This window comes from Streptomyces sp. CB02009 (assembly GCF_001905825.1).
In the GTDB taxonomy this organism is placed as follows: domain Bacteria; phylum Actinomycetota; class Actinomycetes; order Streptomycetales; family Streptomycetaceae; genus Streptomyces.
In genome coordinates this window covers 87,663-113,043 of the sequence record NZ_LIVV01000004.1, presented here as the reverse complement: position 1 = coordinate 113,043, position 25,381 = coordinate 87,663, and the positions used below count along the sequence as shown (strand labels likewise).

General features: G+C 74.9%; 23 protein-coding genes and 1 tRNA gene. 16 read left to right on the top strand and 8 right to left on the bottom strand.

Annotated elements, in window-relative coordinates; translation table 11 throughout:
• Window positions 1-94: 94 nt before the first annotated feature.
• The 5 genes from AMK27_RS43050 to AMK27_RS16780 all read left to right on the top strand — a co-directional run bounded on the left by AMK27_RS43050 (window position 95) and on the right by AMK27_RS16780 (window position 4,421).
• The gene (locus AMK27_RS43050) at window positions 95-268 is read left to right on the top strand and encodes a hypothetical protein (RefSeq protein WP_198955890.1); all 174 of its coding nucleotides are present in this window, start codon (window positions 95-97) and stop codon (window positions 266-268) included.
• Window positions 269-379: 111 nt separating this feature from the next.
• Entirely contained in the window at window positions 380-1,582 is a 1,203-nt protein-coding gene (locus AMK27_RS16795; protein WP_073908017.1) for a DNA polymerase III subunit delta', read from the top strand.
• 217 nt (window positions 1,583-1,799) lie between these two features.
• On the top strand, window positions 1,800-3,362 hold the full coding sequence (locus tag AMK27_RS16790; protein ID WP_073908014.1) for an alpha/beta hydrolase: 1,563 nt from the start codon (window positions 1,800-1,802) through the stop codon (window positions 3,360-3,362).
• A gap of 85 nt (window positions 3,363-3,447) precedes the next feature.
• Window positions 3,448-3,521: transfer RNA gene (locus AMK27_RS16785), tRNA-Thr, on the top strand.
• Between the two features lie 201 nt (window positions 3,522-3,722).
• Entirely contained in the window at window positions 3,723-4,421 is a 699-nt protein-coding gene (locus tag AMK27_RS16780) for a pyridoxamine 5'-phosphate oxidase family protein (RefSeq protein ID WP_073908011.1), read from the top strand.
• 119 nt (window positions 4,422-4,540) lie between these two features.
• Here the strand turns inward: AMK27_RS16780 and AMK27_RS16775 are convergent, their stop codons facing one another.
• Window positions 4,541-5,518, bottom strand: coding sequence for a hypothetical protein (locus AMK27_RS16775; RefSeq protein WP_073908008.1), 978 nt, complete (start codon window positions 5,516-5,518; stop codon window positions 4,541-4,543).
• A 30-nt stretch (window positions 5,519-5,548) separates the two neighbouring features.
• On the bottom strand, window positions 5,549-5,929 hold the full coding sequence (locus AMK27_RS16770) for a DUF6479 family protein (protein ID WP_073908005.1): 381 nt from the start codon (window positions 5,927-5,929) through the stop codon (window positions 5,549-5,551).
• Between the two features lie 151 nt (window positions 5,930-6,080).
• On the opposite strand from AMK27_RS16770, the gene AMK27_RS16765 reads away from it, so the two are divergent.
• Together AMK27_RS16765 and AMK27_RS16760 are read left to right on the top strand one after the other, a co-directional pair.
• Entirely contained in the window at window positions 6,081-6,590 is a 510-nt protein-coding gene (locus AMK27_RS16765; RefSeq protein WP_073908002.1) for a SigE family RNA polymerase sigma factor, read from the top strand.
• A 188-nt stretch (window positions 6,591-6,778) separates the two neighbouring features.
• Window positions 6,779-8,110, top strand: coding sequence for a hypothetical protein (locus tag AMK27_RS16760; RefSeq protein WP_073907999.1), 1,332 nt, complete (start codon window positions 6,779-6,781; stop codon window positions 8,108-8,110).
• Window positions 8,111-8,235: 125 nt separating this feature from the next.
• Here AMK27_RS16760 and AMK27_RS16755 read toward each other — a convergent pair whose 3' ends face one another.
• Together AMK27_RS16755 and AMK27_RS44180 are read right to left on the bottom strand one after the other, a co-directional pair.
• The gene (locus tag AMK27_RS16755) at window positions 8,236-9,927 is read right to left on the bottom strand and encodes a bifunctional 3'-5' exonuclease/DNA polymerase (RefSeq protein ID WP_073907996.1); all 1,692 of its coding nucleotides are present in this window, start codon (window positions 9,925-9,927) and stop codon (window positions 8,236-8,238) included.
• A gap of 142 nt (window positions 9,928-10,069) precedes the next feature.
• Window positions 10,070-11,314 carry a helix-turn-helix transcriptional regulator gene (locus AMK27_RS44180; RefSeq protein WP_073907993.1) on the bottom strand — a complete coding sequence of 415 codons (1,245 nt, stop codon included), beginning with the start codon at window positions 11,312-11,314 and terminating at the stop codon, window positions 10,070-10,072.
• Window positions 11,315-11,455: 141 nt separating this feature from the next.
• Between AMK27_RS44180 and AMK27_RS16745 the strand changes: the two genes are divergently transcribed.
• Both AMK27_RS16745 and AMK27_RS16740 read left to right on the top strand, forming a co-directional pair.
• Window positions 11,456-12,433, top strand: a complete 978-nt coding sequence (locus tag AMK27_RS16745; protein ID WP_073907990.1) for an NADP-dependent oxidoreductase — start codon at window positions 11,456-11,458, stop codon at window positions 12,431-12,433.
• Window positions 12,434-12,602: 169 nt separating this feature from the next.
• Window positions 12,603-13,193 carry a GNAT family N-acetyltransferase gene (locus AMK27_RS16740; protein WP_073907987.1) on the top strand — a complete coding sequence of 197 codons (591 nt, stop codon included), beginning with the start codon at window positions 12,603-12,605 and terminating at the stop codon, window positions 13,191-13,193.
• A 322-nt stretch (window positions 13,194-13,515) separates the two neighbouring features.
• Here AMK27_RS16740 and AMK27_RS16735 read toward each other — a convergent pair whose 3' ends face one another.
• The 3 genes from AMK27_RS16735 to AMK27_RS16725 all read right to left on the bottom strand — a co-directional run bounded on the left by AMK27_RS16735 (window position 13,516) and on the right by AMK27_RS16725 (window position 17,543).
• Window positions 13,516-15,630, bottom strand: coding sequence for an FtsX-like permease family protein (locus AMK27_RS16735; protein WP_073907984.1), 2,115 nt, complete (start codon window positions 15,628-15,630; stop codon window positions 13,516-13,518).
• Entirely contained in the window at window positions 15,624-16,376 is a 753-nt protein-coding gene (locus AMK27_RS16730; protein ID WP_241847542.1) for an ABC transporter ATP-binding protein, read from the bottom strand. The genes AMK27_RS16735 and AMK27_RS16730 overlap by 7 nt, the downstream gene beginning before the upstream one ends.
• Before the next feature lie 348 nt (window positions 16,377-16,724).
• The gene (locus tag AMK27_RS16725; protein ID WP_073907981.1) at window positions 16,725-17,543 is read right to left on the bottom strand and encodes an NAD(P)H-binding protein; all 819 of its coding nucleotides are present in this window, start codon (window positions 17,541-17,543) and stop codon (window positions 16,725-16,727) included.
• Between the two features lie 83 nt (window positions 17,544-17,626).
• On the opposite strand from AMK27_RS16725, the gene AMK27_RS16720 reads away from it, so the two are divergent.
• Window positions 17,627-18,016: a winged helix-turn-helix transcriptional regulator gene (locus AMK27_RS16720; protein WP_073907978.1), complete on the top strand. Its 390-nt coding sequence runs from the start codon at window positions 17,627-17,629 to the stop codon at window positions 18,014-18,016.
• Complete coding sequence (locus AMK27_RS16715) at window positions 18,013-19,263, top strand: DUF2786 domain-containing protein (protein ID WP_382501548.1); 1,251 nt, start codon at window positions 18,013-18,015, stop codon at window positions 19,261-19,263. The genes AMK27_RS16720 and AMK27_RS16715 overlap by 4 nt, the downstream gene beginning before the upstream one ends.
• Window positions 19,264-19,388: 125 nt before the next feature.
• On the opposite strand, the gene AMK27_RS16710 is transcribed toward AMK27_RS16715, so the two are convergent.
• Window positions 19,389-20,276 carry a hypothetical protein gene (locus AMK27_RS16710; protein ID WP_073907975.1) on the bottom strand — a complete coding sequence of 296 codons (888 nt, stop codon included), beginning with the start codon at window positions 20,274-20,276 and terminating at the stop codon, window positions 19,389-19,391.
• 64 nt (window positions 20,277-20,340) lie between these two features.
• On the opposite strand from AMK27_RS16710, the gene AMK27_RS16705 reads away from it, so the two are divergent.
• The 5 genes from AMK27_RS16705 to AMK27_RS16685 all read left to right on the top strand — a co-directional run bounded on the left by AMK27_RS16705 (window position 20,341) and on the right by AMK27_RS16685 (window position 25,343).
• Window positions 20,341-22,410 carry an FUSC family protein gene (locus AMK27_RS16705; protein WP_073907972.1) on the top strand — a complete coding sequence of 690 codons (2,070 nt, stop codon included), beginning with the start codon at window positions 20,341-20,343 and terminating at the stop codon, window positions 22,408-22,410.
• Window positions 22,411-22,643: 233 nt separating this feature from the next.
• Complete coding sequence (locus tag AMK27_RS16700; RefSeq protein WP_073907969.1) at window positions 22,644-23,306, top strand: hypothetical protein; 663 nt, start codon at window positions 22,644-22,646, stop codon at window positions 23,304-23,306.
• Between the two features lie 113 nt (window positions 23,307-23,419).
• On the top strand, window positions 23,420-24,121 hold the full coding sequence (locus AMK27_RS16695; protein WP_389808248.1) for a SigE family RNA polymerase sigma factor: 702 nt from the start codon (window positions 23,420-23,422) through the stop codon (window positions 24,119-24,121).
• Window positions 24,118-24,921 carry a hypothetical protein gene (locus AMK27_RS16690; RefSeq protein ID WP_143204861.1) on the top strand — a complete coding sequence of 268 codons (804 nt, stop codon included), beginning with the start codon at window positions 24,118-24,120 and terminating at the stop codon, window positions 24,919-24,921. The genes AMK27_RS16695 and AMK27_RS16690 overlap by 4 nt, the downstream gene beginning before the upstream one ends.
• A gap of 209 nt (window positions 24,922-25,130) precedes the next feature.
• Window positions 25,131-25,343, top strand: a complete 213-nt coding sequence (locus AMK27_RS16685) for a DUF397 domain-containing protein (protein ID WP_173861569.1) — start codon at window positions 25,131-25,133, stop codon at window positions 25,341-25,343.
• The last annotated feature ends 38 nt before the right edge of the window (window positions 25,344-25,381 follow it).

The window sequence follows — 25,381 nt, the reverse complement described above, 5'->3', positions numbered from 1 at the left end:
GAAGATCGAATGCGGAGGGACCCGGCCGCTTCCGAGCCCCCTCCACGCACCTTTGATCGATCCTGTCTGCTCCTCTTTCCTCCCTGGAGATCCGATGCGTGTCCTGTTCTGGCTGCTGCTCACGGCGAGCGTCCTCGGCAACGCCTACGTCAACACCGTCGCCGACCTGACCGGCGCCGCCCACGTGGCGGCGAGCGTCGCCACCGGCACGGTCCTGCTCGGCTCCGCCGCCGGCCTGTGGCTGACCCGCCGCGACAGGGAGGCGTGACCCGTCGCGACAGGGAGGCCCGCCCCGTCGCGCCGCCGCCCGCCCCGTCGCGCGGCGGGTGCTGTCAGAGGACTGCCCCACAATGGAGGGCGTACCTGAGGAGGGGCAGACATGGCCGTATGGGACGACCTGGTCGGACAGGCGAAGGTCGAGGAGCAGCTCGCCGCGGCCGCGCGGGACGCCGACGCGCTCGTGACCGCCCATGCCGCCGGGGAGCCCGACCCCGAGGCCTCGACGATGACCCACGCCTGGCTGTTCACCGGCCCGCCGGGGTCCGGAGTGGAGACCGCCGCGCGGGCGTTCGCCGCCGCGCTGCAGTGCGTGAGCCCCGACCGGGCGCTCGGCGGGGCGCCGGGCTGCGGGTTCTGCACCGGCTGCCACACGGCCCTGGTCGGCACCCACGCCGACATCACCACGGTCGCCGCCGTCGGTGCCGTGGTCAGGGTCGAGGACATGCGCGACACCGTCCGCAAGTCGTACACCGCGCCCGCGAACGGCCGCTGGCAGGTCATCCTCGTGGCAGACGCCGAGCGGTTGAACGAGAAGTCGGCCAACGCGGTCCTGAAGGCCGTGGAGGAACCCGCTCCGCGCACCGTCTGGCTGCTCTGCGCGCCCTCGATCGAGGACGTGCTGCCCACGATCCGCTCCCGGTGCCGCCACCTGAACCTCCGGACGCCCCCGGTGGAGGCCGTCGCCGACGTGCTCGTACGGCGTGACGGCATCGAACCGGAGACGGCCCACGCCGCCGCCCGGGCCACCCAGGGCCACATCGACCGGGCCCGGCGGCTCGCCACCGACGAGCGGGCCCGAGCGCGCAGGGCCGCCGTCCTCAAGGTGCCCCTGCGGGTCCACGACGTCGGCGGTTGCCTCAAGGCCGCCCAGGAGCTGATCGACACGGCGACGGAGGACGCCAACCAGGTGGCGGAGGAGACCGACGCCCGGGAGACCGAGGAGCTGAAGGCCGCTCTCGGCGTGGGCCCCGGCGGGCGGCTGCCGCGCGGCACGGCCGGTGTGATGAAGGACCTGGAAGCGGACCAGAAGCGGCGCAAGAAGCGGACGCAGATCGACAGCCTGGACCTCGCTCTCACCGAACTCACCGGCTTCTACCGCGATGTCCTGGCGCTCCAGCTCCGCTCGCGCACGGCCCTCGCCAACACGGACGTGCGGGACGCGATCGAGCGGATCGCCCACGACACCACGCCGGAGCGCACCCTGCGCCGCATCGAGGCCGTCCTGGCCTGCCGCGAGGCCCTCGAACGGCAGGTGGCGCCGCTGCTCGCGATGGAGGCGATGACCTTGGCGCTGCGGGACTAGGCGGTTCCGGAGACGAGCCGGTCCGGAGGCCGGAGACGAGCCGGCGGTCCGGAGACGAACCGGTCCGGAGGCGAGCCGGCGGCCCGGAGGCGAGGCGGTCCGGGGACGAGCCGGCGGTCCGGGGACGAGCCGTCGGCCCGGTGCCGGACGTGGTCGACAGGCCGGGGCGCGGAGTCCGATTGGACACGGTGCGTACCGCTCCGGATACGCTCCGGGAATGGACTCCAGGCGCTTGCTCCGTACGTCCGCCACGGCCCTCGCGGCCGCCGGACTGATCCTCTCCGGCTGCTCGGGCGGAAGCGACGCGGCGGCGTCCCGCACCACGGCGGCCGCGCGGCAGGCCTCGCCGTCCTCGTCGCCCGCCGCCTCGTCCGCGGCGCTGAAGAAGTTCTACGGGCAGAAGCTGACCTGGCGCGACTGCGGTGTCACGGGCTTCCAGTGCGCGACCCTGCGGGCCCCGCTGGACTACGCGAAGCCGGACGGGGAGCAGATCGACCTGGCGGTCTCGCGGGTCGGGGCGACCGGCCCCGGCAAGCGGCTCGGTTCGCTCCTGGTCAACCCGGGCGGCCCCGGCGGCTCCGCCGTCGGCTACCTCCAGGGGTACGCGGGCGTCGGCTACCCCGCACCCGTCCGCGCCCGCTACGACATGGTGGCCGTCGACCCGCGCGGAGTCGCGCGCAGTGAACCGGTCGAGTGTCTGACGGGCCCCCAGATGGACAGGTTCACGCAGGTCGACCAGACCCCCGACGACGCCGCTGAGGTCAACGCGCTGAGCGCCGCCTTCAAGGACTTCTCGGCGGGCTGCGCGAAGAAGTCGCGGGAGATCCTGCCGCACGTCTCCACGGTCGAGACCGCCCGTGACATGGACATCCTGCGGGCGGTGCTCGGCGACGAGAAGCTCACCTACGTGGGGGCCTCGTACGGCACGTTCCTCGGTGCCACGTACGCCGAGCTGTTCCCGGACCGGGTGGGCCGCCTCGTCCTCGACGGGGCGATGGACCCGTCGCTGCCGGCGATCGACCTCAACCGCGACCAGACCGCCGGCTTCGAGACCTCGTTCCGGGCCTTCGCCGCGGACTGCGTGACCAAGCCGGACTGCCCGCTGGGCACGGGGTCGGTCGAGGCGGCGGGCGAGGCGCTGAAGAAGTTCTTCCGCGACGTGGACGCGAAGCCGGTGCCCACCGGCGAGAGCCGGGCGCTCGGCGAGTCCCTCGCCACCACGGGCGTGATCGCGGCGATGTACGACGAGGGCGCCTGGCCCCAGCTGCGGGAGGCCCTCACGCAGGCGATCGGCGGCGAGGGCTCGGGCCTCCTGGCGCTGGCCGACAGCTACTACGAGCGGGAGGCGGACGGCACGTACGCCAACCTGATGTTCGCCAACGCGGCCGTGAACTGCCTCGACCTGCCGGCCGCCTACCGGGGCCCCGCCGACGCGGCGAAGGCAGTCCCGTCCTTCGAGAAGGCCTCCCCGGTCTTCGGCAGGGGCCTCGCCTGGGCGGCCCTCAACTGCACCTCCTGGCCGACCCCGCCCACCGGCGGCCCGCACCGGATCACCGCCGAGGGCGCCGCCCCGATCCTGGTCGTCGGCACCACCCGAGACCCGGCCACCCCGTACAAGTGGGCCCGGTCCCTGGCCGGCCAGCTGTCCTCCGGCACCCTCCTCACCTACGAGGGCGACGGCCACACCGCGTACGGCCGGGGCAGCGACTGCGTCGACACGGCGATCAACACCTACCTCCTCGACGGCACCCCTCCCGCCGAAGGAAAGCGCTGCTCATAGGCCCTTTCCGGGGGTGGTCGGAGCACTCCCGGAAACTGTGTAGACTTGGCGTCGCTGCTGCACCCACCATGGGTTCGGACGGCGTGCCGCCTTAGCTCAGTTGGCCAGAGCAACGCACTCGTAATGCGTAGGTCTCGGGTTCGAATCCCGAAGGCGGCTCGGATCAGCCCCAGGACTCACTCGCCGTGACCTGGGGCTTTTTCATGCCCGGACGGGGGTCTTGGGAGGGCGGCCCGGCCGCGCCCCGGATCCGCCGGGCGCCGTCCGTTCCGACAGGTGGGCGGGGGTGGCGGGGCGGGGGCCGGAGGCCGTAGAACTCCGGAAGATCCTTTGCGTCGGGCGAGGTACTCGGGGGGAAGCATGAGCGGCGGAACGGACACGGCCGGTGGGGACGAGGCGCTGCCCGTCACCGAGCGGACCCGGTTGCGGCGGATGCGGGAGAAGGGCAGCCATCGGCGGGCCGATCTGGACGCCGTGCTCGCGGCCGGCTTCCTCTGCCATCTCGGCGTCCCCGTCGACGGGACGACGATGGTGGTGCCCACCGCGTACGGCGTCGAGGGCGACCAGCTGTACCTGCACGGGTCCGTCGCTAGCCGCAGCCTCGTGCAGGCGCCCGACGCCACTGTCTGCGTCACCGTCACCCACGTCGACGGACTGGTCCTGGCCCGTTCCGTCTTCGAGCACGGGGTGAACTACCGCTGCGCGATGATCTACGGCGTCCCGCGCCTCGTGACCGACCCGGACGAGAAGCTGCGGGGCCTGCGGGCGCTCACCGAGCAGAGCTCCCCGGGGCAGTGGGAGTACGTGCGGCAGCCCAGCCGCAAGGAACTCGCGGCGACCGCCGTGCTCGCCCTCGACCTGACCGAGGCCTCCGTGAAGACCCGCGGCGGCCCGCCGGACGACGGCGATTCCGAGGACGCGGCGCTCGGGCTGTGGGCCGGGGTGCTGCCCGTGGTCACGACCTTCGGCGAGCCGGTCACCGATCCCGTGCTGCCCGCCGACGTCGTACCGCCGCCCCATGTGGCGTCCCGCGCGGGGCGCGTCCTCGGCGGCGAGTGACCCGGGGGGAGCGGCCGGTGGCAGTGCAGCGGTGGCGTCCCGGGGCCCGTGGTGGCCGGCCGGGGGTCACGGGCTGATGTCCCGCGGGCCCGCGAGGGCGGCCGGAGTGCGGTGGGGGCTCAGAGCTGGAGCCTCAGGCGGCCCAGGTGGTCCGCGTCCGCCAGGGCGTCGATCGCCGTGATCCGGTTCTCCAGGACGGTGAAGGCGAACACGAGCACGGGGTCGCCCTCGGCCGGCCAGGCCAGCCCCGCCGCCCCGTCCACCAGGGCTTTTCGGGCCGCGCTCGCCCGGTGGGCGAGCGCCTCGGCGACCGCCCCGGGCCCGTGTGCGGCCGTCACCCCGGTCCGCTCCGCCGCGGCGTCGGCCCGCAGCACCACGTCGGGGTCGAGGAGCGCGCGCACGGCGGCGGCGTCTCCGCTCCGCGCGGCCGCCAGGAAGGCGGCGACGACGTCCCGCTGGCGCGGCAGGTCCGCCTCCGGCATCTCCTCGGCCTCCCGCAGCCGGTAGCGGGCGCGGCCCGCGAGCTGGCGGGTGGCGGCGGGGGTGCGTTCCAGGACCGGGGCGATCCGCTCGTACGGGACGGAGAACTCGTCGTGCAGGACGTACGCGAGCCGTTCGGGCGGCGTCAGTCCGTCGAGGGCCGTCGACGGGGGCGGTGGTTCGGGGCCGCTCCGGTGGTTCTCCCCGGGCTCGCTCCGGGGGTCGTCCTCGGGCCCGCTCCGGTGGTTCTCCTCGGCCCCGCTCCGGTGGTTCTGCTCGGGCTCGCTCCGGTGGTTCGGCAGGCCAGAGGCCCAGGGGTCCCACGGGTCCCAGGGGTGTTCGCGGTGGGTCTCGCGGGAGCGGAGCCGGTCCAGGCAGGCGCGGGCGACGGCGTCGGTGGGGTCGTACGGGGCCGGAACCGGGCCCGGGGCGATCGGCGGGCGCCGGGCCGGCCAGGTCCTCCGGACGTCCTCCACCGCCTCGACCGCCTCCTCCGAGGTGCCGAGGAGGCGGTACGCGACGGCCCGCAGGCGGGGTCGGAGCTCCTCGAAGGGAGTTGCGGGGAGAGCTCCCGGGAGAGCTCCCGGGAGCGTTGCGGGGACAGCGTTCTCATCCACGGGGCACGGCCTCCGTCGGGCGGGAGGGGGTCAGTCGCCGTGGCCCGTGCCGCCGCTGCCGAAGCCTCCGCTGGAGATCCCGCCCCACTTGCGTTTCTCCTCGGTCGGCGGGTCGGGCGACGCTTCGGAGCCGTCCTTGAGCTGGTAGGGCATGAGCCGGTGTTCGCCGTCCGTCTGCGGCATCTCGGTGGGCCTGCGGTATCCGGACGTCTCGCCCGGCAGGCTGCCGTCGTCCGGCCGGTGGGGCTGCTCGTCCGGCTTGGGAGGACTGGATTCGCGGTTGCGGATCCGGGTGCCCAGCCAGAACGCCGCGATCAGTACGGCTACGAGGACGATGCCGCCGAGCACCTGTCCGAGGCCTGACTGCCAGACTCCCGCGGCCAGGGTCTGGGCTGCGCTGAGAGTGTTCATACTCCAGGATTACCCCTTTTCCGCCCTTTTGGACGTACTCGGCGAAGACGCCGCCAGATTCCCTCGAAGTCGCTGAAACATTCGCCCCTCCCCGTCGCGTCAATGAGGTGTACGGCGACCACGCCACGTGACCGCGAGGGAAAGGAGGGGCATGAGAAAGTCCCGCGCGGACGAGTTCCTGGAGTTCGCCGCCGCACGCACGGGCCCGCTGTTCCGCTCGGCATGCCTGCTGACCAGCGGGGACACCCACCTCGCCGAGGACCTCACCCAGGAGACACTCGGCAGGATGTACGCCCTGTGGGGCCGCATCGCCCGGATAGGGAACCCCGCCGCGTACGCCCAGACCGTGCTCGTCCGCACGTTCCTCAGCCACCAGCGGCGCAGGTCGGCCACCGAGCGTCCCCTCGGCGAGCTCCCCGACCGGGCTCCCGACAACGGCGAGGACCCGGCGCTGCGGATCGCGCTCCTCGACGCGCTGGCCGGGCTCGCACCCAAGGACCGGGCGGTCGTGGTGCTGCGGTACTGGGAGGACCGCAGCATCGAGGAGACCGCCGACGCCCTGCACGTCAGCTCCGCCGCGGTACGGACCCGCTCCGTACGCGCCCTCGCGAAGCTGCGTGAACGACTCGGCGGCAGCATCACCGAGTTCGCCGCGCGCTGACCGCCGACCGCCCCGACCCCGCCGGCCGCCCGACCCCCGCCGGCCCCGGCCCCGCCCCCGCGGGGCTCTCCTCCCGAGGGGCTTCCGTCCCACGGGACTTCCACCCACGCTCCCTCCGCCGCCCCAGGCTTCCCCCCCCCGCCACCCCAGGCGTCCCCCCGCCACTGACCGGAGACGGTGAATTCGACATGCCACAGAACGAAGGCCCCCAGCACGAAGGGTTCGAGGACGAGCTCGGCGCGATCCTGCGCCGCACCGGCGACGGCTTCGCCGCCGACGACCGGCGCGAGCTGGTCGAGGGCGGACTCCGGCGCGGCAGGCGGCGCCTGTTCCGTCGTCGTCTCGCGATGACCGGAGGCGTCCTCGCGCTCGTCGCCGTCGGCGTCGGCGGTGCGTACGGCGGCTCGCTGCTGCCGCTCGGCGCCGACGCGCCGAACAGCTCCGTGGCGGCGCCGCCCAGGCCCACCGCCACCACCGACCCGGTCCCCGGCCGGCAGAAGCCGGGCGAGGCGACGATTCCCGTCAAGGACCTCGCCGCCGCTCTCAAGTCCAACACCCCGGACGGGGCATGGCAGTTCGACGACCTCGACGGCACGGGCCAGTCCGTCGCCGGCGTCTTCGACGACGGGAACGGCAAGGCCGCCGTCAGCGTCGGCCTCTTCCGTGCAGGCAACGGCGAGGCGGGCGAGGACCAGGTGTCCTGCCCGGACAAGGTCGCCGTCCCCTACGACCGCTGCGTGGAGGGCAAGGAGGCGGACGGATCCCGGATCATGATCCTCCAGGGGTACGAGTACCCGGACAAGCGCGAGGAGACCAAGCAGTGGCGTGCGGTCCTGCTCACGCAGGACGGCTTCCTGATCGACGCGAGCGAGTACAACGCCGCCGCCGAGAAGGGCGCTCCGATCAGCCGTGAGAACCCGCCCTTCACCCTCACCCAGCTCAAGGAACTCGTCACGGCCCCCGCCTGGCGCCGACTGACCGCGAAGCTGCCCCAGAACGTGGACATGTCCGGCGGCGCGGGCGGCCAGGGCAGTGGTACCGGCAAGGGTGGACCGGACGGTCAGGACACGCCTCCGCGGCACGTGGAGCCGAGCGGAGACGCCGTCCGGTCCACCCTGCGCTCCCTCCTGCCCAAGGACCTGAAGGTCACCGACCAGGGCGGCGAAGGCCAGTACGCCTACGTGGTCGTCGACGACGGCAAGGGGAAGAGCCTCGTCCAGATCAACGTCCAGCCGAACATGTCGGACGTGGCCGGCGACCTCTTCGGCAGCGGCGAGGTCACCACGCTCCCCGACGGCCGCAGGGTCAAGCTCACCCAGCAGCCGGGCGAGAAGGGCGGCGAGGGCGTCGTCTGGTGGACCGCCGACACCATGACCCCGGAGGGCTTCCGGGTCGTCGTGTCCGCCTTCAACGCCGGCACCCAGCACGAGGCGGCCACCCGCGCCGAGCCCGCGCTGACGATGCAGCAGCTGAAGGCGATCGCTCTGAGCGCGAAGTGGCAGAAGCTCCCGCTGAAGTAGCTTCCCGCTGAAGTGGCTCCCCGCTGAAGTTGCCCCCGCCGAAGCACCGGCCGGACAGGTGACGGGCCCCGCGCGCGCAGGCGTGCGGGGCCCGTCCGCCTTTCCCCGCGGTTACTTCGCGTCGGTCACTTCGCGTCCGCGTACCGCTCCACCGTGGCCACCGTGAACGGGAACCGCACCGGCGTGTCCCCGAAGGCGATCCGGCCCGCCTCGTCCCCCGCCGCCCGGATCGCCGCCGTGACCGTCTCCGCCTCCTCCGCCGGGCAGTGCACGATCACCTCGTCGTGCTGGAAGAACACCAGCTCCGCCCGCATCCCCGCGAGCGAGCGCCGCAGCGCCGCCAGCATCAGCAGCGCCCAGTCGGCCGCGCTGCCCTGCACCACGAAGTTACGGGTGAACCGGCCCCGCGCCCGCGCGTTCCCTGAGGCGTAGCCGGGAGTGAACTCCCCTTCTTCCGACGCCGGTTCGCCGCCCTCCTGCGGCAGGCCCGCCTCCTCGTCCCCGCCCGAGCCGACCGCCCGCGGGCTGGTCCTGCCCAGCCAGGTCCGTACGAGCCGGCCTTCCTCGCCCGCCTTCGCCGCCTCGTCGACATAGGCCACCGCGCGCGGGAAGCGGCGCCGCAACGCCGCCAGGTTCTTCAGGCCGTCGCCGCTGGTCTGCCCGTAGATCGCGCCCAGGAGCGCGATCTTGGCGTGGTCGCGATCGCCGGAGAAGGCCCGGTCGGAGAGCCGGGTGTACAGGTCGTCGGGGTGCCCCGCGACCTCCATCAGGCCCGGGTCCCGGGAGATCGCGGCGAGCACGCGCGGCTCCATCTGGTCGGCGTCGGCCACGACGAGGCGCCAGCCCTCGTCCGCGACCACGGCGCGCCGGATCACCTTGGGGATCTGCAGGGCCCCGCCGCCGTTGGTCGTCCAGCGCCCGCTGACCGTGCCCCCGGGCAGGTACTCCGGCCGGAAACGGCCGTCCCGCACCCAGTCCTGGAGCCACGACCAGCCGTGCGCCGTCCAGATCCGGTACAGCTTCTTGTACGCGATCAACGGCTTCACCGCCGGGTGGTCGAGCTCCTCCAGCTCCCAGCGGCGGGTCGACCTCAGCCGCACCCCGGCCTGCGCGAAGGCCTTCACCACATCGGCGGGCAGGTCCGGCCGGACCCGGCGCCCGAGGGCCGCCGACACCTCGTCCGCGAGCTCCGCGAGGCGGCGCGGCTCGCCCCCGCCCGCGTACCGCTCGCCGAGCAGCTCGTGCAGCAGGTCCCGGTGCACGTCCGCCCGCCACGGCAGTCCCGCCCGGTGCATCTCCGCGGCCACCAGCATCCCCGCCGACTCGGCGGCCGTGAGCAGCCGCATCCTGCCCGGGTGCTCCGCCCGGTCGTGGCGGCGCAGCTGCTCCGCGTAGACCGCGAGGAGCCCGTCGAAGGGGACGGAGACGACGGGGCGCGGCTCGAACAGCGAGTCCTGCGAACCGGGCTCGGCGCCGCGCTGCGGGGGATCGGGCGGCACCGGGGCGTTCCGCAGGCGCGCCCAGGCCGCCGCCGCGGAACGGGGCTCGCCGAGCCGCCCCTCGTGGCCCAAGAGCAACTGCTCGGCGTCCTCCATGTCGTAGCACCGCTCGACCCGCACGCCGGCGGCCAGCAGGCGGGGGTACACCTCGGCCGTCGACCGCCACACCCAGCGGGCGACCTCGGGTCTGGCCCGCACGGCCGCGACGAGGTCCGGCTCGCGCAGCACCTGTCCGGCGGGCAGGCCGTCGGGACCGAGGGGGACGAGCAGCGCGCCGTCTCCCTCGGCTTCGGCTGCGAGGGCCCACCGCTCGGTCATGGGTGCGAGTCTGGCACCCGCCACTGACACCCCCGGTCTCCGCCGCGCCGCCCCTCGCGGGGCCCCTCCGCGGGGCCCTCCCCGCCCACGCCCGGGGAGGGAAGGGGGCGGTGTCACGCCGCCGGGCGGGAAGGGGGCGGTGTCACGCCGCCGCGTGGAAGAGGGCCGCCGCCTCTCCACGGGAGTCGACGCCCAGCTTGTTCAGGATGTTGGCCACGTGGAACTTCACCGTCGACTCGCTGATGTGCAGCTCCTCCGCGATACGCCGGTTGCGGTGGCCGAGGGCCAGGTGCCGCAGGACCTCCACCTCCCGCCCGCCGAGGCCGGTCAGCGGGTGCGCCGCCTCGACCGGCGCGGCCGGGGCCGCCAGCGGGATCACCGCCGTGATCGTCGTGCCCCAGCCCGGTACCGGGTCCATGTCGAGCCGCCCGCCGAGCACGTCGAGCCGGTCCTTGATCGTGCCCGCGCCCAGGTCGCAGGGGGCGAGCGCGCCCGCCCCGTCGTCCCGTACCGCGACCCGCAGCTCGTGTTCGGTGAGCTGCCAGCCGACGTGGATCCGGTGCACCGCGTCCTGTTCGAGGACGATCAGGAGCAGGGACCGGACGATCGCCCGCGCGCTGTGCGCCACGTCCGCCGCGAGCGTACGGTCGGAGTCGGGCGCGCCCAGGTCGAGCCTGACCTGGCTGTGCCGCAGCATCGGCCGGAGTTCGGCGGCGAGCCGTTCGAAGGCGTCCTGGGCGGGCTCCTCCGCGAGTGCCCGGTCCCGCCGCTGCGCCGCCCTCATCTCGATCAGCGCCGACGCGGCCAGGTCGGTCGCGGTGGCCCGGGCCGTCGTGTCGTCCAGGGCCCGGCTGCGCAGTACGCCGAGCACTCCGGAGAGGGCCGCGGAATGGGTCGCGGTCAGCTCCGCGATCACCCGCGCCCGGGTGTCGGCCGCCGCCCGGGACCGGGCCAGGGCCCCCGGCAGGGCCTCCGTCGCGAACCGGTCGAAGTGGCTCGCCACCAGGTCCCACAGGGCCTGCGCCACGGCGAGTTCGGCCTCGCCGGCCGGCTCGCTGCCGTCCTCCCGTACGAGTACGAGGACCGCCCCGCGCACGGTCGCGTGGCTGGTGACGGCGACGACCTCGCGCTCCAGGCCGCCGATCACGGCCACGCCCTGCCAGGGGCTTCCGGGGACACCGGCCGTGAGCAGCGGCGCCAGTTCGGAGGCGGTGAGCAGCTCCGTACCGCCGAGTGCCTTGAAGGGGGAGTGGGCGCAGTGGGTGGAGAGTTCGGCCGCGTCCACGTGCGGGACGAGCGGGGCGAGGGCCGCCGAGACCTTGGGGAGGATCTCCCCGAGGGGCTGCCGGATGATCTCGTACGCGGTGGTCAGCGTGTGCGCGTCCATGGGGGCGAGCGTACGCGGGGAGGGGTGGGGGACGGCCGGTCTTTCGGCCAGGTGGGACTGGCCGTTGGGAGGGCGGGGAGGAGGCGGTCGTGGTCGCAGGCTGGGACCCGTCGAAGTGAACGGGCGGCTGTGGAGGCTGAGATGGAAGCGATCGTGTACGAGCAGTTCGGCGGTCCCGAGGTGCTGCGTCACACGGCGGGTGCCGCCGTGCCGGAGCCCGGCCCCGGCGAGGTCCGCGTCAAGGTGGCGGCCGTCGGGGTCAACCCGGTGGACTGGAAGCGCCGTTACGGCTGGGTCGAGGAGTTCTACCCCACGACCTTCCCCGCCGTCCCGGGCCTGGAGTTCGCCGGCACCGTCGACCGGCTCGGTGAGGGCGTGACCGGTCTGGCGGTCGGCGACGAGGTCCTCGGCTGGACGAAGACCGGCGCCTACGCCGAGTACGCGATCGCCGACATCATCGTGCCGAAGCCGGCCGGACTGTCCTGGGAGACCGCGGCGAGCCTCCCGGTGGCCGGGGAGACGGCGCAGCGGGTCCTCGACCTGCTCGGCGTACGGGCCGGCGAGACGCTGTTCCTGCACGGCGCCGCCGGGGTCGTCGGCTCGGTCGGCGTCCAGCTCGCCGTCGCCGCCGGGGTGACCGTGGTCGGCAGCGCGTCCGAGTCGAACCACGCCTACCTGCGCGAACTCGGCGCGATCCCGGTGGCGTACGGGGACGGCCTGGCCGACCGGGTGCGGGCCGCCGCCCCGGACGGCGTCGACGCGGTCTTCGACGCGGCCGGGCACGGGGTGCTGCCGGTCGCGATCGAACTCCTCGGCGGGGGCGGGCCCGGCGGGGAGGCGGCCGCGAAGGAGCGGAAGGAGCGGAAGGAGCGGAAGGAGCGGAAGGAGCGGATCGTGACGATCGCGGACGTGGAGGCGGAGAAGTACGGAATCGTGTTCTCCGGTTCCCTGGGCGACCCCGAGGCCGTACGGGCCGGACTCACCGCCCACGCGCGCGGGGCGGCGGCCGGGACCCTCACGGTCCGGCTCGCCGACACGCTTCCCCTGAAGGAGGCGGCGCGGGTGCAGGAGCTGAGCGAATCGGGGCACGTGCGCGGGAAGTTGATCCTGATCCCCTGATCCCCTGATCCCCGATCCCCTGATCGCCCGATTCCCGGGGCTCCTGATCGCTGGGGCTCGCGTGGCCCCTTGCAGCTCCCGTAACTCCCGTGACTCCGGGTGTGCGGTGGGGGAGGGTGGGGCGGTTCCTCCGCCGTGAGCGGCGGTCCCGACCCGGAAGGCGACGACGATGTACGCGATACCCCTGGGAGACGACGGCGCGGAGCTGCGTCCGCTCGAACCGTGGCAGGCGGAGGAGTTCCTGGCGCACATGGACCGGGGGCGCGCTTTCATCGGCGCGCGCAACGGCCTTCCCGACGTCGTCGCCGACCTGGAGTCGAGCCGGGCGTTCCTCCGGCTCTACGCGGAGAAGGCCGCCGCCGACTCGGGGCGCATCCACGGCATCTGGTCCGACGGCACCCTCGTCGGCGCGGTGATCCTCCGGCAGCTGGACGCGGCGAACGGCACGGCCGAGGCGGGCTGCTGGCTGGAGCCGGCGGCCGTCGGCAGGGGTCTGGTGACCCGGGCGGCCCGGACGCTCATCGACTGGGCGATCGAGGTGCGCGGGATCCATCGGGTGGAGTGGGTGGTGTCCTCCGACAACGAGCCGAGCATCGCGGTGGCCCGCCGCCTCGGCATGAGCAGGGACGCGGTCCTCAGGGGCAGTTACCCCTACCGGGGCCGGCGCCACGACGAGGAGGTCTGGTCGGTCCTCGCCCCGGAGTGGAGGGCGGCGAAGTCCGCGTCCATGGCGGCGGGAGTGGAGGGGGGCGGGGCCTGAGCCGGGCCCGGGGCGGAGGGGGGCGGGGCCTGAGCCGGGCCCGGGGCGGAGGAGGACGGGGCGGCACGGGGGTGCGTCCCGGCCTCCTTCCCGTTCCGGGCCTCTTGTCCTGCCCTGCTCAGGGCCGGTGCCCCCTCTCCTCCGGCTCGTCCGGAGGAGGGACCGGAGCGGCAGGGGGCTCCTCGGGGGCCGGGTGAGGGGCGAAGACGCTCAGCCGGTACGTCGTCGGGTGCGTCGAGCGTCCGGGACGCGGGCGTGGGTGGACGGGGCGGTGACCCGGCTCCGACCCCGGTCACCGCCCCGTCCGTCCCACCATCGCCGCTCAGCGCGTCAGGCGCCACGCGGGGAGGGCCGACGCGGCGATCGCGACCGCCGCGCACACGCCCGCCGCCGCGCCGACCGTGCCCCACGGGAGGGCCAGGGCCACCGGGGCGGAGAGGGCGGCGAGGCCCGCTCCCAGGGCGCCGAGGACCAGCGCGGTCACCGCGAGGCCCAGCAGGGTGCCGATCGCCACGGCGAGGGTCGCCTCGCCCGTCACCACCCGCAGGATCTGGGCCCGGGTGGCCCCGGCGAGCCGGAGGGAGGCCAGTTCCCCGCCGCGTACGGAGGTCGCCATGAGCAGGGTGTTGGCGAGGCCGATCACCGTGTAGACGAGGGCGATGCCAAGGACCAGGACCATGCCGAGCCGGGCCTGCGGGCTGCCGTTCGACGGGCGGGCGGCCTCGGCCCACGCGCCGGCCGTCCTGACGGTGCCGCCGCTCGCCTCCAGGGCCCGCACCGCTGCCGTACCGCCGCCGCGGGCGTCGATCCGGTCGGGGACGGAGCCGGGGGCGTTCGCCCGGGTGACGTACGGGCCGTTGTCGCCGGTCCCCAGCGCGAGGACGGCCGCGATCCGGAGCCGTACCGGACCGGTCCCGTCCGCCCGCCAGACCTCGACGGTCTCGCCCACCCCGCGCCGCTCGAACTCCTCGTTGACGACGATCGACCGGTCGTCGAGGTCCCGCGGATCGCCGGCGACCACGGGCAGCCGGGAGAGCTCGGCGAAGGCCGCGGGGTCGGTGACCGCCCGCGCCCCGTACTTCACGACGGCCGCGTCCCCGTCCCGTACGAAGACCGAGGTCGGCCCCGTGGGGGAGACGACGGCCCCGGCGGGCGCCGTCACCGGCCGCAGGGCCGGACCTGACACGACGTACTCGGCGACCGTCTGCTCGCGCCCCTCGGCGCCCTTCGCGCGCGTGACGCTCGCCGCCGACCCGAAGAGCGTCCCGGCGAGCGCCACGGTCACGAGGACGGGGGCGGCGACGGCGGCCGTACGGCGGACCGAGGCGGCGCTGTTCTCCCGCACCAGCGTCCCCACGGCCCCCCGCAGCCTCAGGAGCCGGGCCGCCGGCCGGACCAGGAGCGGGGAGAGCAGGGCGATTCCGGTGATCAGGAGCATCGGGAGGGTCGTGTACGTCTTCCGCTTGAGCAGCGCGGACGGGTCCGTGGCGTACGTCCACACCAGGAGCCCCAGGCCGGCCAGGAGCAGTCCCGTACCGAGCAGGGCCCGGCCGAGGGGCAGGGCGTCGGCGTCGACGTCCGCCTCGCGGAGCGCGGCCGTCGGGCCGACCTTCCCGGCCCGCCGGGACGCGGCGACCGCCCCGGCCAGGGCGACCGCCACACCCGTCCAGAACGCGGCGTGGAAGGGCCAGGCCGGGCCGCCGACCGTGAACCACGCGGGCGCGAGGCCGCCGTCGACGAGGGCCCTGGCCAGCAGCGGCGCTCCGGCCGCGCCGAGCGCGCACCCGGCGGCGGAGGCGAGGACGCCGAGCGCCGCGGCCTCGGCGAGGAGGAGCCGGCGGATCTGCCCGGGGGTGGCTCCGGCGGTCCTGAGCAGCCCGAACTCGCGGCGGCGCAGGGCGACGGCGAAGGCGAAGGTGGAGGCGACCACGAAGACGGAGACGAAGGCGGTGACGCCGCCGGAGGTGCCGAGGAGGACGTTGACGCCGACGAGCGCGTCGGCGTCACGGTCGTGGTCGGGGTCGGCGCGCCGCCGTTCGTCACCGGTGAGGACCTGGGCACGATCGCCCACGAGGGCGCGGACCTCGGCGGCGGGGGCGGCGACGCCGACGGCGTCGGGGCCGCCGGAGGGCGTGACGGGCCAGCGGGCCTCCAGCTCGCGGAGCAGTTCACTGTCCACAGGCTGTGGACGGTCGAGCCGCTGTGCCACGGACGCGGTCCCGGGTCCGCGCCGTACGTCCAGAGTCAGCCGGTCCTGGCCCTGCACCACGACGGGCGAGGAGGCGAACCGCTGCGGAGGCCGCTCGGGCGCGTGCAGGGTCGCGGACAGGCCGAGGCCCAGGGTGGCGAGCAGCCCCACGCCGAGCGCGAGGGCGACGAACCCGCCGAGGAAGGAGGCCCAGCGGGCCCGGAGGCCGGAGAGGACGACGGTCAGCACGGGACGCTCCCGGTGGCCGTGGCCGTGGCCGTGGCCGTGGCCGTGGCGGTGGTCACCGGGAGCGGGGCGGCGGCGGTGGCCGTGGCGGCGGCTGTGGCGGTGACCGCGTCCGCTTCCGGCGTGGTGTTCCGCGCCGCGACCGTCTCCAGCGTGGTCATCCGCGCCGCGACCGTCTCCACGGTCGGTGCCTCCAGCCCGCCCGCCACCCGCCCGTCGACCAGGAACACCACCCGGTCCGCGCGGGCCGCCGCCACCGGGTCGTGGGTCACCATGACGATCGTCTGACCGTCCCGGTCGACCAGCTCCCGCAGCATGTCGAGCACCTCGCGGCTCGTCGTCGAGTCGAGCGCGCCGGTCGGCTCGTCGCCGAAGAGGACGGCCGGCCTGGTGATCAACGCCCGTGCGATCGCCACCCGTTGCTGCTGACCGCCCGACAACTCGCCCGGCCGGTGCCGCTCCCGCCCCGCGAGCCCGACGCGGGCCAGCGCCTCCCGGACCTCGGTGCGGGACGGGCGGCGGCCGGCCAGCCGGAGGGGCAGGGCGACGTTCTGCGCGGCCGTGAGCGCGGGCAGCAGGTTGAAGGACTGGAAGACGAAACCGATCCGGTCCCGCCGCAGCAGGGTCAGCCGCCGCTCGCTCAGCCCTTCCAGGGAGACCCCGCCGACCTCCACCCGCCCGGAGGTGGGCCGGTCGAGCCCGGCCGCGCACTGGAGCAGGGTGGACTTGCCGGAGCCCGAGGGGCCCATGACGGCGGTGAAGGTCCCGGCGCCGAAGTCGAGGTCGACGCCGTCGAGGGCGCGGACGTCCCGGTGGTGCCGGGTGAGCCCGCGGAGCCGTACGGCGCTGGTGGAAGCGGCGGTGGAGGCCGTCGCGGAGGCCGTGGTGGAGGCCGTGGCGGGGCTCGTCGCGGAAGCTGTGGCGGGGCTCGTCGCGGAGGTCGTCGCGGAGGTCGTGGCGGAGGTCGTGGGCGAGGCCGCCGCGGGGGTGTTCGAGAGCGTCGGGGTCATGGCTCAAGCGAACCGTTTCCGCCGCCGCCGATCACGACCACTGGCGGGCGTCCGGGGGGTATGCCTGGCCCTACCCCCGGGCCGGGTCTAACCCTCCCGTACGGCCTTCACGTACACGTCGAGCGCGTCCAGCGGCTCGCGGCCGCCCAGCAGCGTCCGCAGGTCGCTCGCCACCCCCGTACCGTCCATGAAGCCGTGGGCGATCGCCGAGTACGTGCTCGCCAGCATCGGCACCTGGAACGGCACCGCGCCGGACGCGGCGATCGCGGCGCGGGCGTCGGCGAGCGTGCCGGGGGCGTACGTGGCGCCCAGGGCCTCCGCCAGGTCGGCGCCGCCGAGGGCGCGCTCGCCGACGAGCTCGTACACCCGGTTCCGGTGGGCGGCCGGGGCCGTCGCGACCGAGACGGCGATGTCGGCGAGGTCCGCGCGGGCGACGGCGGCGAGGCGGCCCCCGCCGAGCGGGCCGGTGATCCGGTTCTCGGCGTCGGGCGCGGCGATCCAGGTCAGGAACTCGGCGTAGAGGCCGTTCCGGAGGATCGTCCAGTCGACGCTGGCGGAGCTCCGCAGGCGTCGCTCGGTCCAGCGGTGGGCGAGCGCGTAGGCGAGGTGGTCGCCGTCGCCGGAGAGGCTGGTGTAGACGACGTGGCGCACGCCCGCCGCCTCCGCGGCCGATATCGCGGCCTCGTGACGGGCCACGACCGTGTCGTCCTCCCCGTAGCCGGCGGAGACGAGCAGCAGCGTCTCCACCCCGGCGAAGGCCTCCGGCAGCGTCCCGGGCGCGTCGAAGTCGAGGCGGCGGGTGCCGGGCAGCCCCGCGCGCGTGCCGAGGGCGACGTCCGGCCGGCCCGCGAGCCGGTCGGCCACGAGTGAGCCGAGGGCTCCGGAGACACCGGTGACGAGCAGCATGCTTCCCCCTGGGAACGTGGTGAGGACGTGGTGGCTGAGACCATCGTGGTGGGACGGGGCGGATCGCGTAAGGAGGCACATCGATGTCCGAGGGGCACACGGAGGTAACCACCGAACCCCTGGTGAGCTGCGCGGAGGACTGCGGGGTGCGGGACGTCCAGGACCGGCTCGGCGACAAGTGGACCGTGCACGTGGTCGTCGAACTCGCTTCGGGACCACGGCGGTTCAGGGAGCTGCAGCGGCTCGTCACCGGGATCTCGCAGCGGATGCTGACCCTGACGCTGCGCCGTCTCGAACGCGACGGACTCGTCTCGCGGACGGTGTATCCGACGACACCGCCGCAGGTGGAGTACGCGCTGACGGAGACCGGGCGCAGCATGACCCACCTGATCAAGCAGCTCGTCGACTGGTCGCTCGACCACCGCTCGGTGATCGCCCGGTCGCGCGAGGCATGGGACACGAGGACGGCGTGAGCACGAGCAACACGGGCAACACGAGCAACACGGGCAGCACGGGCAGCGCGGGCGGCTCTGGAAACGGCGGCCGCACAGGCAACACCGGCACCGGCAGCAGCACCGGCACCGGCGGCACGGTCGACCGGGCCTTCGAGGCGCTGTACGCGAGCGACGACGGCTCCCTCGACACGGCGGCGTCGCTGCTGGCCGCCGACCGGGCCGCCGACCCGGAACTGGGCCGGCGCGGCGAGGAGTTCGTACGGACCCTGTGGGGACGGGGCTGGCAGCCCGCGGACCTCGTACGCATCGCCCGCCGCGACCTCTCCGACGCGCACCTCCGGATCCTGACCGGCCTGGTCCTGACCGAGACGGCCCGCTACGACACGCTGCCGCACCGCTGGCGTGCCCAGCTCGACGAGCTGGACCCGTCGCCCGGACGGCCGACGGACCGCTTCTCGTACGCGACGACGGTCCTGGAGCTGTACCGGCTCCTGGTGCGGCTGCCGAGGCTCGACGCGGTCGGCCCGGTGCCGGGGGAGGCGCTGCCGCCGGCGACGGCCGGGGAACCGCGGATGCTGACCCGGATCCGGGCGCTGCTCGCGAAGGCGGAGGCGACGGGGTACCCGGAGGAGGCGGAGGCGCTCACGGCCAAGGCGCAGGAGCTGATGGCGCGGCACAGCCTGGACGAGGCGACGCTCGCGGCGGGGGCGCCGTCGCCGGAGACGCCGGGCGCGGTCCGGATCGGGGTGGAGCCGCCGTACGAGCAGGCGAAGGCGATCCTGCTCGACGCGGTCGCGACGGCGAACCACTGCCGGGCGGTGTGGAACGAGGCGTACGGCTTCTCGACGGTGGTCGGCTTCGAGGCGGACCTCGACCCGGTGGAGCTGCTGTACACGTCGCTGCTCGTGCAGGGGACGGCGGCGATGACGCGGGCGGAGGCGGAGCAGCGGGCGGGCGGCCGCAAGCGCACGAAGTCCTTCCGGCAGTCGTTCCTGCTGGCGTACGCGAACCGGCTCGGCGCCCGTCTCGCGGCGACGTCCCGCCGCGTGGCGTCCGAGGCCCCGACCCTGCTGCCCGCCCTCGCCTCCCGGGACCTGGCGGTCACCACCCGCACGGACGAACTCTTCCCGGAAACCCGCGCCACGCGCGTGCGTGCGGCCTGGGACGAGGAGGGCTGGACGCACGGCGCCTCGGCTGCGGACCGGGCGGGGCTCGGGCCGGAGCGGCGGGGGGTCGGGGACGGCCGTACCAGGCCGGGGCGCTGAGGACGGGTGTGGCTCCACCCACGGGCCGATCCGGCGGGCGCGGGGCGGCGGCGGGGGCGGGGGCCTGAGCGTGCGCGCCAAGGACCTGACGGCGCGCGTCGGCGTCGTCGGCCGGCCGGCGCGGGTCAGCGTCGCCGCCCGGCCCGCCCCTCGGGTGGCAGCGCCCGGTGGGCCAGACGGATCGCGAACGTGTCCGGGGGCTTCCAGACGTTCCGGTCCTCGTACGCCCAGGCGTAGACCAGGGAGCCGTCGCGGACGCAGTCGAGCAGGCCGGGCGCCGCGAGTTCGTGGGCCGACCACTCGTACAGCTGCTGGAGGCGCGGCACGATCACGCCGAAGTCGACGAGGCGGCCGAAGCCGACCTCGCCGCGCAGATAGGTCCGCACGCCGTCGCGGAGCGGGTACTCGTCGGGGAGCACGCGGGACAGCTGGAGGAAGACCCCGGCCATGCCCAGCCTCGGGTCCCCGAGGAACGGCGCGAGCGGGCGCAGCGGGCCGAGCGAGAGGCCTGGTGCGGCGACGAGGGCGTGGGAGTAGAGCACGCGGCAGAGGACGACGTTCATGAAGAACCGTTCGGCCTCGGTCTCGGCCTGCGCGAGGTCGCGGTGGTCGAGGTAGCCGGCGACGACGCTCCCGTTGTGCGCCCGGTACCAGGCGCGGGCGGTGGGGTAGTGGACGAAGGACAGCCAGTGGTGGACCGAGGGGGACGAGGTCCGCCCGGGAAGCCCTCCGCTCAGCCCCACGGCCTCGCAGCCGTCCCGCAGGATGCGCTCGTTCACGGCGCGCCACCACGGGCTGCCGGGCCGGTCGGCGAAGCCCGGCTGGAGCACGCCCCGCCGCAGCTGCCAGCGCATGAAGGACATCGCCGCCCGGCGGAACGGCAGGTGCTGGGGCGCCGTGCCGAACGGGCCGTAGTAGCACCGCTCCATCAGGGCCATCCGCCCGGCCGGGTCGTCCCGGACGGAGGCGACCTGCCGCACGGCCCAGTCGGCGGCCGTGACATCGGACGTCATGCACACAGAATCCCATGCGCGGGTGGAATGGGTCGTTATGTCCGGTCACGGATACGCTCGGGGCATGAGCTGGCTCCGGGCGTTGAAGGAGACCGCCCGCTCCGGGCTCACCGTCGAGCGGCGGCGGCTCGCCCCCGTCATCGCCGCCCGCGCCGCCCTCGGGCTCGCCCTCGTGGTGGGCTTCTCGCTCGCCGTCTTCGGCCCCGCCGTCGCCGCCTCCTCCGCGTTCGGCGCCTTCCAGGCCGCCATCGCGACCTTCCAGCGCTCCTGGCGCCCCCGCCCCACCCTCGCCCTCGCCTCCGGCGCCAGCCTCGCCCTGTCGACCTTCCTCGGCTATCTCGTCGGCACCGAGGAGGTCTTCTTCCTGGCCCTGCTGGTGCTCTGGACCTTCCTCTCGGGCCTCGCCTGGGCCGCGGGGCCCACCGCCGGCATGATCGCCTCCTCCAACGTGGCGATCATGCTGGTGACCGTCACCCTCCCCACCTCCGTCGCCACCGCCGCCGGCCACGCGGCCATGATCTTCGCGGGCGGTGTCGTCCAGGCCGGTCTGGTCGTCCTCCTCCCGGTGCGCCCCTGGGGCGCCCAGCGCGACGCCCTCGCGGACGCGCTCGCCGCGGAGGGGGACTACGCCCGCCGCCTGCGCCACGACCCGGTCGCGCCGTTCGACCCCCTGCCCCTCATGACCGCCCGCAGCGCGGCCGCCGTGACACCCGCCCAGGCCCGTCGCCGCCCGGCGGAGCTGCACGGCGCCCGCGGCCTCGCCGAGCGCATCCGCCCGGTCCTCGCCTCCCTCGCCGACCCGGCCGTCGGCGTCCCGGAGGAGGGCGCGGCACGCGAGCGCGTGCGGGAGCTGCTCGGGGCGGCAGGCACCGTCCTGGACGCCGCCGCGCACGCGATCCGGCACGGCGAACCGGTCACCCTCCCCGCACCCGCCGTCGCCACCCTCCACTCCCCGGACACCCTGTCGATCCTGCACGGCCCGCCCCGCCGCGCCGCCATCCGCCTCACGGCGCTGCTCGGCGACGTCGTCGACACGGCCGATCCCAGGACGGAGACCTCGGGCCACGGCGCCACACCCCGGGAGCGCCCCACCCTCGTCCGGCTGACCCCGATCGTCGCGGCGCAGGTCCGTGCCGAGCTGCGCCGGGACTCGCCGGTCATGCGCCACGCGCTCCGGGTCTCGGCGGTCACGGCCGCCGGCTACCTGCTGGGCACGGCGCTCCCCCTCGGACACGGCTACTGGGCGCCGATGGCCTCGGTGATGGTGATGCGCCCGGACTTCTCGCAGACGTACGCGCGGTCGGTGGCGCGGTTCGGCGGCACCCTCGTCGGGGTGGCCCTGGCGACGGCCGTCGTGCAGTCGGCCCACCCGGGCGTGTACCTGTCGGCCGGGCTCGCGGTCGTGTGCGCCTTCGGGATGTACCTGTTCATCCGGACGGGGTATGCCGTCAGCCAGGTCTTCGTCGCCGCGTACGTGGTCTTCCTGCTCGGCATGGAGGGCGTCGGCGTCGGCCAGACCGTACGGGACCGGGTGACGCTGACCCTGCTCGGCGGGATCCTCGCCATGCTGGCGTACGCCGTCTACCCGGCCTGGGAGACGCCCCGGCTGCGCGGCCGGCTCGCGGACTGGCTGGCGTCCGTCGGCGGGTACGGGGCGGTCGTCATCGCGCGGTACGCCGATCCGCTCGGTCCCGGCAGCCCCGATGTCCGTGAGGCGCTCCTGAACACCCGCGCGGCCCGCGTCGCCTGGCAGGAGGCCGTGGAGCGGGCCACGCACGAGCCCGTGCGGCACCGGGGCCTCTCGCACGCGGCGACCGAACAGGCCGACCACGCGCTCGCGGAGTTCGGGCGGGTGGCGATGCTCATGGAGGCGCACCTGCCGGAGCCCGGCGCCCCGCCCGTGCCCGCCGCGGCGACCCTCGCGGAGTCCCTGCGGCGGGCGACGGAACGGGGCGCCAAGGACGTACGGGAGCGCAGGGCACCCGGCTGGGACGAGCTGCGCGAGACGGTGGACGCGTGGGCCGACGACGCACCGGACCACTTCCTGCTGCACAAGGGCGCGGTCCTCCTCCTGGAGGCCCTGGACGAGGTCACGACGGCGCTGACGGACTCCACGCGGGCGCGTGCGCGGTAGCGACCGGCCGTCCCTCCCGCACGGCGGGATGTCGGGCGGGCCGCAGGGCGGGCCGCGGCGTGGGCGGCACGGTGGGCCGCACCGGGCGGCACAGCGCGGGTCGTGGCGGCGGGGAGTCGTCCCGTACGAATTTCGCGAGCATGTCATCCGGCGCGGGGCCGGGAGGAGTTGGTAGGGGAAGAGGGCGCGGACGGACGCGGTCCTCCACCGACATCCATCCCAGGAGCACCCGCATGAAGAAGTACTGGCTGGCGGCGGCCGGCGTCGTGGCCGCCGTGGCGGTCGCGGCACCGTCGGCCGTCGGAGCGCCCACCGAGACCTCCACCGCCTCCACGGCCGCCGCCGCTTCCCCGGGCTCCCCGGACTCCACCGCTTCCCCGGCGGCCGGTACCGCTGTCCGGGCCGAGCCCGCGAAGGTGACCCCGGCCAAGGCCGCCGTGTCCGCCGCGCCCGCCGCGAAGCCGGTCCGTACCGTCCGTCCGGGCCGGCGGGTGGACGCCGGCGGGGGTTTCACCGTGTGGCTGACCCGCGACGGCAAGCACTGGACGGGCCCGGACGGCTACGAGAACTTCCGCAGCGTCGTCGACGGCAACATCGACCGCTCCGAGCCCGGCGTGAGCCACCAGAGCGAGGGCGACGCGACCGGCGTCTTCCACTCCGGCCTCTACTACGGGACCCGCAAGGCCGGCCGCGTCGAACTCAGCGACGACGAGGGCCACAAGACCGTCGCCACCCTCATCGCCCTGCCCGGCCGCCCCGACTGGGGCGTCTGGTACGCCCACACCGGCCCGGCGGACGGGAACGGCGGCAGCAGCCTCGGCGTCACTCTCTACGACCGCGCGGGCAGGCCCCTGGCCGAGCTCCCGGGCTTCGACTTCCCGGCCGGCCGCGGCTGACCCGGGCAGAAACGTGGCGGGGCCCGGCACGGGGCGGGCCCCGCCGCCTCACCTCATCCGCTCCACGGCTCCGTCGAGCCACCGCCCACCGACCGATCGCGAGGTCCGACACCGTGCCGCACGAGTCCGTCACCGAGGTCGCCGAGCTCACCCGCGTCGCCGAGGCCGGGACGGGCGCCGGGACCGCCGGGACCGCTGGGACGACCTCGACCGCCGGGACTGCCGGGGCGACCGGGACCATCAGGGCGACTGAGACCACCGGGATCACCAGGACGACCGGGACCTCCGACGACGACGGCTTCACCGAGTTCGCCGTCGCCGCCTGGCCGCGTCTGGTGCGTACGGCCCAGCTCCTGACTGGGGACTTCCACGAGGCCGAGGACCTGGTGCAGACGACGCTGGCCAAGGTGTACGCGCGGTGGCGGCGGGTTCCGCGCGGGGAGATCGACCTCTATGTGCGCCGGGCGCTGATCAACAACAACCTCAGCAGGGTCCGCCGGAAGCGGGTCGTCCACCTCCTGACGCCGGTCCTGCCGGAGTCGCTGCGCCACACCTCCGCGGGTCACGCGGAGGCGGTCGAGCAACGCACGGCGCTCCTCGCCGCGTTAGCTGATCTGACCGTCCGCCAGCGTGCGGTCATGGTGCTCCGCTACTGGGAGGATCTGACCGAGCTGGAGATCGCGAGCGTGCTCAACTGCTCGATCGGCACGGTCAAGACCCACGCCCGGCGAGGTCTGGCCGCGCTCCGCGCCCACCCGGGGCTCGTCACCGTCCCCGCCCCGACTCTCCCCGCCCCGACCGGAGCCCGACGATGACCCCCGCACGGCCGACGACACCCCCCGACCCCCAGCCCGACCCGCGACGCGCGCCCCGGCCCGGCCCGCAAGGCCCCCCGCGGCCCGACCTGCACGCGGTGTTCGCGCGGGCCGCCTCGGACGTCACCCCGGGCCCGCTCCCGCTGGAGGCCGTCCGGCGTGCGGGCCGGGCGCGGCGACGGCGCCGAACGACCGTGCTGTCGACTCTCTCGGTGCTGGCGGTCGCGACGTCCGTGGTGGCCGTCGTCGTCACCCTGACCCCCGTACGCCCGTCGCCGGCGGCCCCGGGACCGGCCCCCGTCGCCGTCCCGCCGACCGTCGTCCCGACCTCGGCGCCGTCCGTCCGCACCAGCGACGCGCCGCCTACGCCGGACCCGACCCCGATCAGGACCGTGGCCTCCGGCGAGCGGGTGAACGCCGGGAAGGGCTGGCAGGTCTGGCTGACGGCGGAGGGCAAGCACTGGGTCGGGCCGGACGGTTACGAGAACACCCGCAGCGTCACCGACGGCAACGTCGACGTGGCGGAGCCGGGCGTGAGCCATCAGAGCGAGGGCGGCCCGAAGGGGGCCTTCCACTCGGGGCTCTACTACGGGACCCGTGCGGCGGGCCGCGTCGAGCTGAGGAACGCCGAGGGCCGCACGGCCGTCGCCACCCTGCTCGAACTGCCGGGCAGGCCGGGCTGGGGCGTCTGGTACGTGCACACGGGGCCGGGAATGGGCGAGGTCGGCACGGCGCTGTACGACCGGTCGGGAAAGCTCCTCTCCGAGCTGCCCCTGATCCCCAGGAGCGGTCCCTCCTGAGCGGGGACGCGACCCGTAGGGTGAGGCGGGGCGCGGCGCCGTACGCGCAGGTGGCACGCTCTGTCGCGTAGCCGCTACGCCACCCCCCGTGCACGTGCATCTGCTCATGCATGGGCATATGAACACAGCTATGATCCGAGGAAGTTGACACCTGCACCTAGCAACTCGGGGAGCTTCCAGTGCATCATGCGCATCGCGCGTACAACGGCATGGCGGCCACGGAGCTGCGAGGCGTCGTGTGGCAGAAGAGCAGACACAGCAACTCCCAGGGATCCTGCGTGGAGTTCGCCAAACTGCCGGGGGGAAACGTTGCCGTACGCAACTCGCGCCACCCCGAAGGCCCCGCCCTCGTCTACACGCCGGCGGAGATAGAGGCGCTCCTCCTCGGCGTCAAGGACGGCGAGTTCGACCACCTGGTGTGAGCGCGACCCCGCGTGGGCGCGCGAGAAGAAGAAGGGCC